Raw genomic sequence first — 12,266 nt, 5'->3', positions numbered from 1 at the left:
TTTCTTCAACAAACTGTCTTTGACGGTATAATTTTATTCTTCAGTTTCACGCTCAATTTCAAAAGCTAATGAGAATCGACTGCCATATTCACCGGTATCCACCTCCAATTGGCCATTCAGCTGAGTTGTCAGTGTATTAATAATCGTCATTCCCAGCGAAGATTGTTGCTCAATATCAAAATCTTCCGGTAGTCCAATTCCATTATCCGCCACACTTAATTTAATTTGTTTCTCATTCTCTTCAATTGATATCTCAATTTGGCCTTCATCCCTATCTTCAAATGCATGCTTGTAGCAATTTGTAATCATTTCATTGAGTAACAAACCACACGGAATAGCCTGACCTACGGTTAAAAGAATCGATTCCATATCCGTATTTACACGGATGTCTTTTTCAAAATTAGTCATTGATCCTTCTATCATATTCAGCAAATCATTTATGTATTTATCAATAGCAATTTCCGAAAAACTTTCCGAGCTGTAAAGCTTTTCATGTACCATCGCAATCGACTGTATGCGCGACTGGCTTTCTCTAAGTTTTGCCAATAGGCTTTCATCAGTGGTGTTAAATACCTGCATCTGTAGTAAACCGGAGATAATTGCCAAATTGTTTTTCACCCGGTGATGAACCTCAGCCAGCAGTGTTTCTTTCTCTTTCAGAGATTTTCGTATGGTTTGCTCATTTCTTTTGTGGTCAGTATTATCACGCACATAAGCAATAAGACGTTTTTCTCCCCCCATTTCATAAAAAGCCGTGTGAATTTCAGTGGGGAACTTGGTACCATCCTTCTTTTTGTAAATCCGCTCCCAGGCATCATCACCTGTTGTATTTATATTCCCAAATATTTCTGGCTGTTTACTATGATATTCTTCAGGGGTCAGATCCAACACATGCATTCCAATAAGCTCTTCTCGGGAGTATCCAAACAATTCACATGCCCGCTTGTTACATCGCAAAATCGTACCATCAACATGGACTTCGAATATGGCATCAAAAGACAGCTCAGTAAAAGTGCGGTGTCGCTTCTCGCTTTCTTCGAGTTTCTTTTCAGCTCTTTTCCGCTGTGTAATATCTCGATTAATTCCTACCCAATACTCATACCTCCCGTCATCGGTGGGAAAGCGGGCCATGTCCAACTCAACCCAGTACGGTGTACCATCCTTCTTGTAGTTAACAAACTCTTCCCGAAGTGATTCACCTTTTTTAATCTTTTGATTGATTCGGTCCAATGCCTCTTCTGACGTTTCGGGACCGTGTAAGAAGGTAGGCGTTCTATTGATAATTTCTTCTGATTCATAACCGGTAAACTGCTCGAATGACTTATTAACAAATACAATTCTTGAGTTCAACGGCTCATCTTTGGGGGCTTTGGTGATTATCACCATATCATTCAAATTATCCAGCGCCAGCTGCTGCAGTTTCTCCCGCTCTCTTACATTTAGCTGTTGTATTTCCCTGTATTGATCTACTTTAACAAGCATACCAACGAACTTCTCGCTAATCTCATCGGCAACCAGTTCTACCTCATCGCGCAGCCAAATATAGTGTCCGGACTTATGCTTGAACCGGTATTCTATCGTTTGGGGATGACCTGTCTCAAGATTCTCCAAAAATGAGGTTACTGTCTGCCGATCTTCCGGATGTAATCGTCCTAGCCAGCTAAAATCATCGGCTATTATTTCGGACTGGGAATATCCCACAAGACGGCTAACATTAGAACTGATATCGGTATAGGAAAATTGCTCATCGCTCTCCCGATGATAACATGCGATGGAACTTTTTTTCAGCAGTTTACCAACTCGAAAATTGGTCTCACCACTGTTATTCTCTCTGTATCCCATTAAGCCCAGAGGTCTATTCAAATTCATTAGCCAATACTATTAAAATATAAAAACTATTGTAGAAAAGCGGGGGATAATAATGCTCCTTACTCAGTTTAGTTATTGTTTTTGATGATCCCCAAAATATCAATACAATATATCTCGAAACTAATATACTTCGAATTCATTTGGTATGGCCAATATTAAAATAAACATGTGGTCCGGGCCTCGTAATATCTCCACGGCCATCATGTACTCCTTTGCACAACGCATTGACACTCAAGTAGTAGATGAACCCTTCTATGCTCATTATCTACTCCAAAGCGGTGCCAAGCATCCCGGACGTGCAAAGGTCATCGAAAGCCAGCCCAAAGATCCTTCTATTGTGATGCAAAACCTGATGGCGACCGGCACAAATGCTGATGTCCTGTTTGTCAAAAATATGGCTCATCACATGATTGAAATGGACAATATATTGGAACAGCTTTTTGAAGAATTTACTCCGGTATTTTTGATTCGTGATCCTGCAGACATGCTGCTTTCACTTGACAAATCACTGCCCGACCCCTCACTGCGTGATACCGGATATCAGCATCTGCTTGATCTTTTTGAAACAGTCGAGAACAACGAGCTTCCTCTTACCGTCCTCGATTCAAAAGAATTGTTAGAAGATCCTGAGTTTGTTTTATCAGCATTATGTGAACAACTGGGTATTCCGTTTGAGGAATCCATGCTTTCATGGCAACCGGGCCCCATTCCCGAGGACGGCATATGGGCTGAACACTGGTATGATAATGTCCATAAGTCTACAGGCTTTAAACCTTACACTCCTAAAACTGAGAAACTGCCCGATCGCCTAAAACCACTTTATGAACACTGCAAGTCGATTTATGATAGATTGTTTGCACATGCAATTAAAAAATAATATTAATTTATAAATATTCAGTATTGAACTATGGATACACATCCCACTATCCCAAATCCCCGTAACAAAGATATTAAAGTTTGGATTGACGGTGAGCTCTATAATCGTCAGGAGGCTAAAATTTCGGTATTCGACAGCTTGGTTCAAGGCGGCGACGGTGTCTGGGAGGGACTGCGCGTTTACGATGGCAAAATATTTGCGCTCGACGAACACCTCGAGCGATTACAGAATTCTGCCCATGCCATGGCTTTCGATAAAGTCCCTTCAAATAAGAAAATAAAAGAAGCTCTTTTTGCCACCCTTGAAGCCAACGACATGCGCGATGAAACCCATATTCGGCTGACCCTTTCGCGCGGAAAGAAAGTCACTTCCTATATGGATCCGCAAGTAAACCAATACGGACCAACGCTTATTGTACTGGCCGAATGGAAGCCGCCTATCCACGAGGATAAAGAGGGCGTACAACTGGTTACCTCCTCAATTCGTCGCAATCCACCGCAGTGTATCGACTCCAAAATTCATCATAATAACCTGATTAACAATATATTGGCAAAAATTGAGGCAAATGTCGCAAATGCCGATGGTGCGGTAATGATGGATATCGAGGGCTATGTATCCGAAGTAAATGCAACAAACATCTTTTTTGTCAACAACGGGAAAGTGCTTACCCCATTTGCAGATAGCTGCTTGCCGGGCATTACACGCGGTATCGTTATTGACCTCTGCAAAGAAAATGATATTCCGATAGCGGAAAAACGAATCAGTATGGCCGAGATGTATTCTGCCGACGAGTGCTTCACCACCGGCACCATGGGCGAACTGGTTCCTGCAGTAGAGATAGACCAGCGTGTAATAGGTGATGGCACCAAGGGACCTGTTACCGCTGAACTTCAAAAGCTACATCGACAGCGAGCCCAAACAACCGGAGAACCGTTACCTTTTTAATCATTCAAAATAATAACCTGATGATCTACTTCTCTGATTTGACAAAAACCGATTCCTCAGCTACCACAATCATCATAAGAATTATGGTGGGATCTGTTTTTTAGCAGAGGGCATTCAAAAGTTTTTATATCCCGCCGCAAGAGGATGCGGACGGTTTGAAGGAATGGGATTTCCGGCTCCGGAATTTTTTGGTCCGTTCGTAGGCGGCCTTGAAATTATAGCCGGATTACCCATTTTAGCCGGCTTAGCAACCCGCCTTGGTGCATTTATTACGTTTTCCATAATGCTTATTGCTATTATCGTGACAAAAATCCCCATTTTATTTGGGGAAGCTTTTGGTCCATTCCAAGTCCGAGAACTTTCCACCTATGGGTTTTGGGCTATGGCCCACGAGATGCGCACCGATTTTGCGATGTTTTTAGGCAGCCTGTTTCTTATCATCAAGGGCGGTGGCCGGTGGTCACTCGATAGCGCATGGTTCTCGTACAACAAATAATCATATCAAAATATTGACTCCATTACCCAACATATTATTTAATAATATTACCTTTGCATTCGAAAATGAACGGATTGTAACGAACTTCTCATTTGAAGCAAAACCCGGCCAGCATACTCTGCTGAAAGGAGAATCCGGATCTGGTAAAAGCACCCTTTTAAAACTTCTTTTGGGATTTTATGAACCCCGGCGTGGTACTATTTCAGTAGGCCACAAAGACTATGATGCCCAAAAAGTGCGAAAAAAAACAGCCTGGCTACCACAGGATTTAAATCTGGGCTCCGGCACTGTTGCAGAGGTTATGGCTAAACCATTTGAATTTGCAGCTAACCAATCCCCACAAGACAAAAATACTCAGCAAAATCGCATTAAAACATTAAAAATGTTAGGATTGGCCCCGGATACGCTCGACAAATCGTTTCGTGACCTTTCTACAGGGCAACGTCAGCGCATAGGGTTAGCAATATGCCGTCTGCTTGATAAGCCGCTCTTATTACTGGATGAGCCGACCTCTGCACTGGATGAAGCTTCCAAACAAAAGGCCGCTGAATTGTTGCTTACTAACGATAGAACGGTCATTTCCACTTCACACGATCCATTCTGGGTAGCCAAAGCTGATAATATAATAGAACTGTAATGGAAATTATTGACCTCACATGGACACAGCTCGGTATCGGCTTCATCATCATGCTGGTGCCAGCCTATATTTTATGGAAGTACCGAACCGGATTAAACAAAAAGCTGTTAACGGCCTCCGTTCGGATGGTACTGCAACTACTTTTTGTGGGATATTATCTGCAGTACCTGTTTGAATATGACAATCCCTGGATCAACGCCGCATGGATTTTTGTGATGGTAGCCGTCGCCGATTTTGCCACTATTGATCGCAGTGACCTTAAAAGGAAATGGTCGGTAATTATTCCGATTTTTGGAGCTACATTTTTAGGTATTATCGTTATCGATCTCTTTTTTCTGGAAGTAGTAATACAGCTCCCCAAACTTTTGGCAGCACAATACACTATCCCTATTACCGGAATGGTTTTAGGTAACTGTCTGAGAAGTAATGTTATTGGGATTAATGCTTTTTATTACAGCTTAAACGAACATCAAGAGCGTTATCAATTTTATCTTTCCTGTGGGGCAACACGATCCGAAGCAGTACATTCATTTTTTAGTAAAGCACTGCAAAAGTCAGCTAACCCTACATTGGCTTCTATGGCTACTATAGGGCTCGTTTCTCTTCCAGGCATGATGACCGGTCAAATTTTAAGCGGAAGTTCACCGCTTATTGCTATTAAATATCAAATCATGATTATGGTTGCCATCTTTTCGGGTACCATACTTTCGGTCTATTTAGGGATTCTTTTCACCAATAAATTTGTTTTTAAAGATACCGATATGCTGGATGAGACCATCTTAAAGAATTAATGTGCCTTGTTACCGGCTATGATCGTTCTGTCACATATTTTTTAAATCAATACAATATTATAGGTTGATTTATATAATCCCAAGAGACCATAAAGACTATGAAGTTTTCAAAACTACCTATCATACTGCTTGCTGCAGGATTATTTGCTACGGTTCTGGGATGCTCCACCTCCAGCACTATAAATAAGGAAAACACCCAGAAGACCAATCCAGAAAATAACTGGACCCTTAAAGATCATATTCGCAGAACAGCCAAGGCAACTATTACCGGCAGCAAAGGAAGTGAACGTGTTATTATTCGTGGTGAAAGTAGTACGAATAATCCCGGAAACCAGCCATTGTTTATCATAGATGGACAAAAAGCCGAGCGAAGCTTTGCACGTGTTAACGAAATGCTATATCCCGGAGAAATAAATTATATCGAAGTGCTTCCACCAGGCCGAGCAGCGCGTTATGGGATGGAGGGGCATTTCGGCGTTATTCGTATCTATACCAAGAACCAATAAAATATCCGCAAGTGGTTATTTTTCATTTACTTAATTAACTGAAAATAAGTATACTGCTAAATACCTAATACTGTTAATCAAATCCCACCGTTATGAAACGATTAAACTTAGGTATATCGATAGGACTTTGCGTGTTATTGCTTGGCTCAATAGGATGTGCTACCACCAGTCAACATTCGCAAGCTATAGAATCCCAAGATAATACCACCTATTGGACTCTCGAGGATTTTCTGCGACGAGCCAATGGAGTACAGCTCAATGGAAGTGGCAACGATATCCAAGTAATAATACGAGGACATAAATCAATTAGTAATCCTTTCTCACAGCCGTTATTTATTGTTGACGGTCAAAAAGCAGGACGAAACTATTACCGTGTTTCGAGTATGTTTGCTCGGGGCGAGATAAACTCAGTCAAAGTACTTCCTCCCGGTGCTTCTGCACAATATGGCATGCAAGGGCATTATGGGGTGATCGAAATAGAGTCCAAATATTCAACGAATCAGAATTCCTGATTCGAAACAACTTAGGCTTTATTTTAAGACGTGATAGTAAGGGAGAAGATAAATCCTTATTAAACTAATTATTGGATTTCCCTATGGATCGCTCCTGAAGTACACGGCCCACACTTAAAAATGATATCCCTTGTTGCTGCGAAGTGCTGATATTTACGGCTTCTACAACCGGAGGATAGATGGGATTTTGCGAATGCCATCGTACAAGAAAATTAGCTCCGACACCACCTCGCAAATCAGTTTCCTCGATCACATAAGAAGTTGAGGCCAGCGGTCGAATTTGCTCTGTTGAATCCACATACTGTTGAACTAAATCTCCTTTCGAATCATAATACGCAACTTCAGTTATAGTAAAAGCACGATAGGGATCTGCATTGCGAATACTTAGCGTCGTCGTCAGGTTAAAGGTCTTCTGACGGTTTTGCTGGTAGATATGCGAGTAGACAGGTACATAAATAAGCTGACCTACACTGCTATTCTTTCGTTCAAACTCAGTAGGCTCTTGTGGTAACACATCATCACTCGAACTTTTCTGCTCTATTACCGAATCTGCTGATTGCTCCGTGGCAGAAGGTGCTTCCTGCTCCAAAGCACATCCCCACCAAACAATTCCCAAAACAATAATTAGTACTATACGCTGCATAAATGAGTAAGATGAAAATCAGCTTTATTTTATAATCAATATAACCATTGCGTTTCAAAGTACTAACCTACAAGATATTGAAGTAATAATATTCAAACCTTCAGTTTTGCTTCAAATTCATTTGTTATGTTTGTTTAGCTATGAAACTACTGATTATCGAAGACAACGAAGATTTACTGCAAAATATCCAAACGTATTTAAAGCGTGAAGGATATATTTGTGAGTCTGCAAAATCGTATTCTGCCGCTTTCGATAAGGTAATGTCGTATACCTACGATGTGGTACTCATCGACATTATGATTCCCGGCGGGTCGGGGCTACAGGTTCTGCGAGAACTTAAATCCGTAAATCCGGAAACCGGGACCATCATCATATCAGCCAAAAACGCCCTGGACGATAAAATTGAAGGGCTGGAGCTGGGTGCCGATGATTATATCACCAAACCCTTTCAACTACCTGAATTACACGCCCGTATTAAAGCCGTAAATCGCAGACAGCAGCGCGACGGCAAGGAAATCATCAACGTGAACGAAATCGCTATCAACACTAAAACAATGGAGGTTACGGTGGATGAAAGTACGGTAGACCTTACGCCCAAGGAATACGAATTGCTGCTCTATTTTTCATCTAACAAAAATCACGTACTCTCAAAGCAGACTATTGCCGAACATCTCTGGGGCGATTACGTGGACCATCTGGAAAACCTTGACTTTGTGTACCAACACATCAAAAATCTCCGTAAAAAATTAGAGAATGCCGGGGCTGATGATTATATCGAAAGTGTCTACGGCATAGGATACAAATTAAAAGTTCACTAATTGCCATGAGGCTGATAACAAAATTTGTTCTCATTTATATTGTTGTAACCATTTTCGTGCTCGGGATAGGTGGATTTGTATCTTACCATGTTATCAAGGGCGAACTCGACAACGAGCTTAAATGGCGCTTTTTGGATCGGGTTGAACGCGTTACCCATCTGCTGGAAAAGGGTAAAAGGTTCGAGGGCAAAGTCCGAAGCAACAATCACATCAATTTAGAAATAACAGCCCTGCCTAACAGGGTAGAACCCAATGTCGAAATTAGTGACACCTTGGTTTGGCACGATCGCCTGCAGCAGCGCGAACCCAATCTAAAGATGGTTGCCCACCGCAACGTTGACGGCACCAGTTATCGTATTACAACCTACGGTGCTCTTGTTGAATCTGATGATATAACCGAGGCTGTAATACAGATTCTTCTTTGGATTTTGGGGCTGCAAGTCATTGGTGCCGTTGGAGTGGGACTTATTGTCTCAAATCGTCTTTTTAAACCATTCCGTAAAACACTGGAGCGCATCAAGAACTTTACACTTCGGGATAAAGAGCCCATAACTGCCGAAGAAACTTCTGTGGTCGAATTTGACGATTTAAATAAGTTTGTCGAGGAAATGACCAGCAAGGCGGTATCTGACTATAAGAATCTCAAAGAATTTGCCGAAAATGCCTCACATGAACTTCAAACGCCCCTTTCTATCATTAAAGGGAAGCTGGAACTACTTACCGAAACCGATCTTTCGCCCGAACAGTATCAATTTGTAGAAGACAGTCAGCGGTCGGTAAAAAAACTATCGCGTCTCAGCGAATCGCTGGCCCTCCTCACTAAAATTGAAAACCACGAGTTTACCGAGACTGAAGAGGTCAACATCTCAGAGCTGATTAATGAAAGCATCCAGGCTTTTGATGAATTTATCGCTCTTAACGGCCTAACGGTTGAAACCGATATCGAAAATCATGTTTCTCTACAGATACATCCTGTTCTTGCTGATATCCTATGGACTAATCTTTTCCAAAATGCTATAAAACATAATGTGGAAGAGGGGGACATTAATATTTCACTATCCAGCCAGCACCTTCGCATATCAAATACCGGGGATCCACTATCATCTACCCCCGAGGAATTATTCCAACGCTTTAAAAAAGATAATGTGGATTCCCATTCTATCGGGCTGGGTTTAGCAATAATCAAACGAATTGTTGATCAATACCATTATAGCATCTCGTATACCTACGAAGATGGATGGCATACAATCACAATTAATTTACAAAACTGAGAAATCTTCAAATTTCATTCAGTATTTGTTCAGGGTTTGAATAGCATCACCTCTTATCTTTTCAAACAGACGAAATAAATCCGCCAAAAATTTCACCCATAAGAAAGTAATGAAAAAGTTAGTCTCAACACTTTCCCTGCTATTTCTTTTTTCAATATCCGCAATGGCTCAAACGAAAGGCTCTGTAACAGGCACTGTTATAGATCAGGAAGATAAACCATTGTCCAGTGCATCAGTCGCCCTATATGATTCAACCCAATCTAATATTATTACCGGTGCTTCTACCGACGGCGAAGGGGCCTTTTCAATCGATATAGCACCCGGGCAATATGTGTTAAAAATTACCTTTCTCTCTTATCAACCCTATACTAAGGAGGTTCAAGTTTCGGAAGGTGAAACAAATGATCTTGGTACTATTGCCATGACCATAACCTCTGAAGACCTTGGGGAGCTTTTTGTGCGTGCCGAACGATCAGAAATGCAGATGAACTTTGACAAGCGAACCTTCCAGGTGGGGCAGGATATTACCAGCTTGGGTGGCTCGGCTGTAGATGTACTAAACAATGTACCTTCGGTCTCTACCGATATCGATGGAAATATTAGCCTTCGAGGTAATGAATCAGTCCGTGTACTCATCAATGGGAAGCCATCGAACATGGCCAGCAGCAGCAATGTAGATGCCCTCAACAGTATTCCCGCTAACATGATTAAATCTGTTGAAATTATCACCAATCCCTCTGCGCGTTATGCTGCCGAAGGTTCCGGTGGGATTATCAATATTATCCTTAAAAAAGATCAACGGCGAGGACTGAATGGTAATTTTCAGGTGGGTACTGGTTTGCCAGAAGAGTATGAGGGTTCAGTCAACTTGAATTATCGTGTAGGAGATATTAACTGGTTCTTCAATGGCGGTCTTGATTATAGCAGCGATCCCGAAGGAGGTAGTTCTTTTCAGCGTTTTGCAGGTCCACAAGATACCCTTATGTATCGTGAACAGACCGATTCGCAGGAATCGGAACTTGACGGTGATCTTCAATTTGGGGCTGACTTTTATCTCACAGAAACCCAGATACTCACGGCAAGTGCCTATTTTAGTGCAGAAAGCCAAGAAAATAACGAAGACATTACTTATACCGACCTCGAATACAGTCCCGGTGCGTTTACCGGTGATGTATTAGAAGAGACATTCCGTAAAAATAGGGAGGAAACTAATGAGCGTGATATTGACATCAACTTGGATTATGAAAACAAAATTGAGGGTAATGATCACAAGCTTGTTGCAGATGCAAGTTTTGATATCAGCAGAGAAAAATCCACGAATAATATTGAAGAAACAGTCCGCCAAGGGAATGCCAATCCCCTGATGCAGCGTGCCATCGATGAGGAAGAAGAGATGGATCTTCGATTCAACGCCGAATATGAACGTCCATTATTCAGTGGCGGTAAACTTGAAGCCGGCCTGCGCAGTGATACCGAGTGGATGGATAATAGTTATCGCGCCGAAACACTGGTCAACGGTAACTGGGTAAATGAAGAGAATTATACCGATAACTTTCTCTATACCGAAAACGTGAATGCTGCTTTCGCTACTCTAAACTACGAATGGTCTTCCTTGTCGGGACAAGTAGGCCTTCGCCTTGAAAACACAAACATTCGTACAGAAGTTAAAAGTGATAACACGGTCGTCACTCAAAATTATGTAAACCTTTTTCCAAGCGTATTCTTGAGCTACTCGTTCAACGAGCAACAATCCGTTCAGGTGAGTTATAGCCGACGTTTGCGACGTCCATGGTCACGAGCTCTTATTCCTTTTAATGATTTTGACGACCAACGAAGTCAGTTCACGGGTAATCCCAATTTGAGGCCAGAATTCAGCAACTCTTATGAGCTGGGATACCTGCATTACTGGAATTCAGGATCACTGCTTACGAGCTTTTATCATCGTTACCGTACGGATGTTATTGAACGAATAACCGAGATCCAACAAGGCGTCACACGGATATTTCCGATCAACCTTGCTTCCGAAAAAGCTTGGGGCGTTGAGTTTTCTGCTGATCAGGAAATAGCCGATCGATTGAATCTAACAGCTAATGCAAACCTATTTCAATCTTCATCAGAGGGCATCTATCAGTCCGAAAATTTGAGTGAACCACAAGTGTTCAGTAGCGAATCTGAAAACTTCCGAGCACGCATGCGACTGCGTTGGGAAATTGTGGATGGCTTGAACTATCAGGCCTCCATGCGTTATCGGGGCCCCAGCAATACTACCCAGGGTCGCCGCGAAGGCATGACAATGATGGACACCGGCCTTTCCAAAGATCTTATGGGTGGCAAAGCCAAAGTAACGCTCAACGTTCGTGATCTTCTGGACTCACAAAACTTTAATTACACTGCTAATACCGACGGCAATCCCAGCACTGATTTCTATACGCAGCGCGAATTTAGCTGGTCATCGCGTTCAGCCACCATTAGCTTCCAGTATTTCTTTGGCGAACGGAATAATGAACAACGGCGTCGCGACCAAGGCGAAAATGGGGACGGGCCCGAAGGTGGAATGGGAGATATGTAATTCCAATGATGAATAAAGATTCAAATTGAGCTCTGTAGTAATTATCTTTGCGTAAACAACATAAAAAGAATTTATGAGCTCAATTATCGATTCATACAAACTTGGCGAAATCGCTGTTGAAATCAGCGAAACTGATCATCCCAATAAATTAAAAGTGGATTGTAACGACGGAAACTACCATTCCGAGTTTACAGTCCGAAAATATGAATACGAAAATTATAAGCGCCACATGAATCAGCGCATCAAAAATGCTTATGATCAGCAGTACAAGGAAGAAGAATAGAAAGAAATATAATTAGCTACTTGTAAATGCCCGGCACTTCTGAAGTGCC

The 12,266-nt window shown here is 41.9% G+C and carries 13 protein-coding genes; 11 read left to right on the top strand and 2 right to left on the bottom strand.

Translation table 11 applies throughout. From position 1 onward, the window contains the following. Positions 1-33: 33 nt before the first annotated feature. On the bottom strand, positions 34-1,869 hold the full coding sequence (locus CK503_RS04545) for a PAS domain S-box protein (RefSeq protein WP_095605616.1): 1,836 nt from the start codon (positions 1,867-1,869) through the stop codon (positions 34-36). Between the two features lie 145 nt (positions 1,870-2,014). Between CK503_RS04545 and CK503_RS04540 the strand changes: the two genes are divergently transcribed. The 7 genes from CK503_RS04540 to CK503_RS04510 all read left to right on the top strand — a co-directional run bounded on the left by CK503_RS04540 (position 2,015) and on the right by CK503_RS04510 (position 6,633). Further along, positions 2,015-2,746 carry a sulfotransferase-like domain-containing protein gene (locus tag CK503_RS04540; RefSeq protein ID WP_095605615.1) on the top strand — a complete coding sequence of 244 codons (732 nt, stop codon included), beginning with the start codon at positions 2,015-2,017 and terminating at the stop codon, positions 2,744-2,746. A 30-nt stretch (positions 2,747-2,776) separates the two neighbouring features. Continuing rightward, positions 2,777-3,691: an aminotransferase class IV gene (locus tag CK503_RS04535; protein ID WP_095605614.1), complete on the top strand. Its 915-nt coding sequence runs from the start codon at positions 2,777-2,779 to the stop codon at positions 3,689-3,691. A 91-nt stretch (positions 3,692-3,782) separates the two neighbouring features. After that, complete coding sequence (locus tag CK503_RS04530) at positions 3,783-4,187, top strand: DoxX family protein (protein WP_217988349.1); 405 nt, start codon at positions 3,783-3,785, stop codon at positions 4,185-4,187. 13 nt (positions 4,188-4,200) lie between these two features. Next, positions 4,201-4,824 carry an ABC transporter ATP-binding protein gene (locus CK503_RS04525; protein WP_176466208.1) on the top strand — a complete coding sequence of 208 codons (624 nt, stop codon included), beginning with the start codon at positions 4,201-4,203 and terminating at the stop codon, positions 4,822-4,824. After that, positions 4,824-5,615, top strand: a complete 792-nt coding sequence (locus CK503_RS04520) for an ABC transporter permease (RefSeq protein WP_095605612.1) — start codon at positions 4,824-4,826, stop codon at positions 5,613-5,615. Before CK503_RS04525 ends, CK503_RS04520 begins: the two co-directional genes overlap by 1 nt. 98 nt (positions 5,616-5,713) lie before the next feature. Continuing rightward, positions 5,714-6,121, top strand: a complete 408-nt coding sequence (locus CK503_RS04515; RefSeq protein WP_095605611.1) for a TonB-dependent receptor plug domain-containing protein — start codon at positions 5,714-5,716, stop codon at positions 6,119-6,121. A gap of 92 nt (positions 6,122-6,213) precedes the next feature. Then, positions 6,214-6,633, top strand: coding sequence for a Plug domain-containing protein (locus CK503_RS04510; RefSeq protein ID WP_095605610.1), 420 nt, complete (start codon positions 6,214-6,216; stop codon positions 6,631-6,633). A 64-nt stretch (positions 6,634-6,697) separates the two neighbouring features. Here the strand turns inward: CK503_RS04510 and CK503_RS04505 are convergent, their stop codons facing one another. Next, positions 6,698-7,276 carry a DUF3124 domain-containing protein gene (locus CK503_RS04505; protein ID WP_095605609.1) on the bottom strand — a complete coding sequence of 193 codons (579 nt, stop codon included), beginning with the start codon at positions 7,274-7,276 and terminating at the stop codon, positions 6,698-6,700. Between the two features lie 140 nt (positions 7,277-7,416). Between CK503_RS04505 and CK503_RS04500 the strand changes: the two genes are divergently transcribed. The 4 genes from CK503_RS04500 (at position 7,417) to CK503_RS04485 (ending at position 12,217) form a co-directional block, all read left to right on the top strand. Then, positions 7,417-8,094 (top strand): response regulator transcription factor, encoded by a 678-nt coding sequence (locus CK503_RS04500; protein ID WP_095605608.1) that lies wholly within the window; start codon positions 7,417-7,419, stop codon positions 8,092-8,094. Positions 8,095-8,099: 5 nt separating this feature from the next. After that, the gene (porY, locus tag CK503_RS04495) at positions 8,100-9,365 is read left to right on the top strand and encodes a sensor histidine kinase (protein WP_095605607.1); all 1,266 of its coding nucleotides are present in this window, start codon (positions 8,100-8,102) and stop codon (positions 9,363-9,365) included. A 109-nt stretch (positions 9,366-9,474) separates the two neighbouring features. Then, a complete protein-coding gene (locus CK503_RS04490; RefSeq protein WP_095605606.1) occupies positions 9,475-11,934 on the top strand; it encodes a TonB-dependent receptor in 2,460 nt (819 codons plus the stop codon). Between the two features lie 73 nt (positions 11,935-12,007). Beyond that, positions 12,008-12,217, top strand: a complete 210-nt coding sequence (locus CK503_RS04485; protein ID WP_095605605.1) for a hypothetical protein — start codon at positions 12,008-12,010, stop codon at positions 12,215-12,217. Positions 12,218-12,266 lie beyond the last annotated feature (49 nt).

It is taken from the genome of Fodinibius salipaludis, from assembly GCF_002287075.1.
Lineage (GTDB): Bacteria > Bacteroidota > Rhodothermia > Balneolales > Balneolaceae > Fodinibius > Fodinibius salipaludis.
Note: the sequence above shows the minus strand (reverse complement) of the source record. Positions and strands in the feature narration are given on the sequence as shown.

What these genes read in the sequence shown, in the direction of transcription:
- CK503_RS04545 (WP_095605616.1), bottom strand. Translation starts at nt 1,869, where the DNA reads ATGAATTTGAATAGACCTCTGGGCTTAATGGGATACAGAGAGAATAAC.
- CK503_RS04540 (WP_095605615.1), top strand. Translation starts at nt 2,015, where the DNA reads ATGGCCAATATTAAAATAAACATGTGGTCCGGGCCTCGTAATATCTCC.
- CK503_RS04535 (WP_095605614.1), top strand. Translation starts at nt 2,777, where the DNA reads ATGGATACACATCCCACTATCCCAAATCCCCGTAACAAAGATATTAAA.
- CK503_RS04520 (WP_095605612.1), top strand. Translation starts at nt 4,824, where the DNA reads ATGGAAATTATTGACCTCACATGGACACAGCTCGGTATCGGCTTCATC.
- CK503_RS04515 (WP_095605611.1), top strand. Translation starts at nt 5,714, where the DNA reads ATGAAGTTTTCAAAACTACCTATCATACTGCTTGCTGCAGGATTATTT.
- CK503_RS04510 (WP_095605610.1), top strand. Translation starts at nt 6,214, where the DNA reads ATGAAACGATTAAACTTAGGTATATCGATAGGACTTTGCGTGTTATTG.
- CK503_RS04505 (WP_095605609.1), bottom strand. Translation starts at nt 7,276, where the DNA reads ATGCAGCGTATAGTACTAATTATTGTTTTGGGAATTGTTTGGTGGGGA.
- CK503_RS04500 (WP_095605608.1), top strand. Translation starts at nt 7,417, where the DNA reads ATGAAACTACTGATTATCGAAGACAACGAAGATTTACTGCAAAATATC.
- porY (WP_095605607.1), top strand. Translation starts at nt 8,100, where the DNA reads ATGAGGCTGATAACAAAATTTGTTCTCATTTATATTGTTGTAACCATT.
- CK503_RS04490 (WP_095605606.1), top strand. Translation starts at nt 9,475, where the DNA reads ATGAAAAAGTTAGTCTCAACACTTTCCCTGCTATTTCTTTTTTCAATA.
- CK503_RS04485 (WP_095605605.1), top strand. Translation starts at nt 12,008, where the DNA reads ATGAGCTCAATTATCGATTCATACAAACTTGGCGAAATCGCTGTTGAA.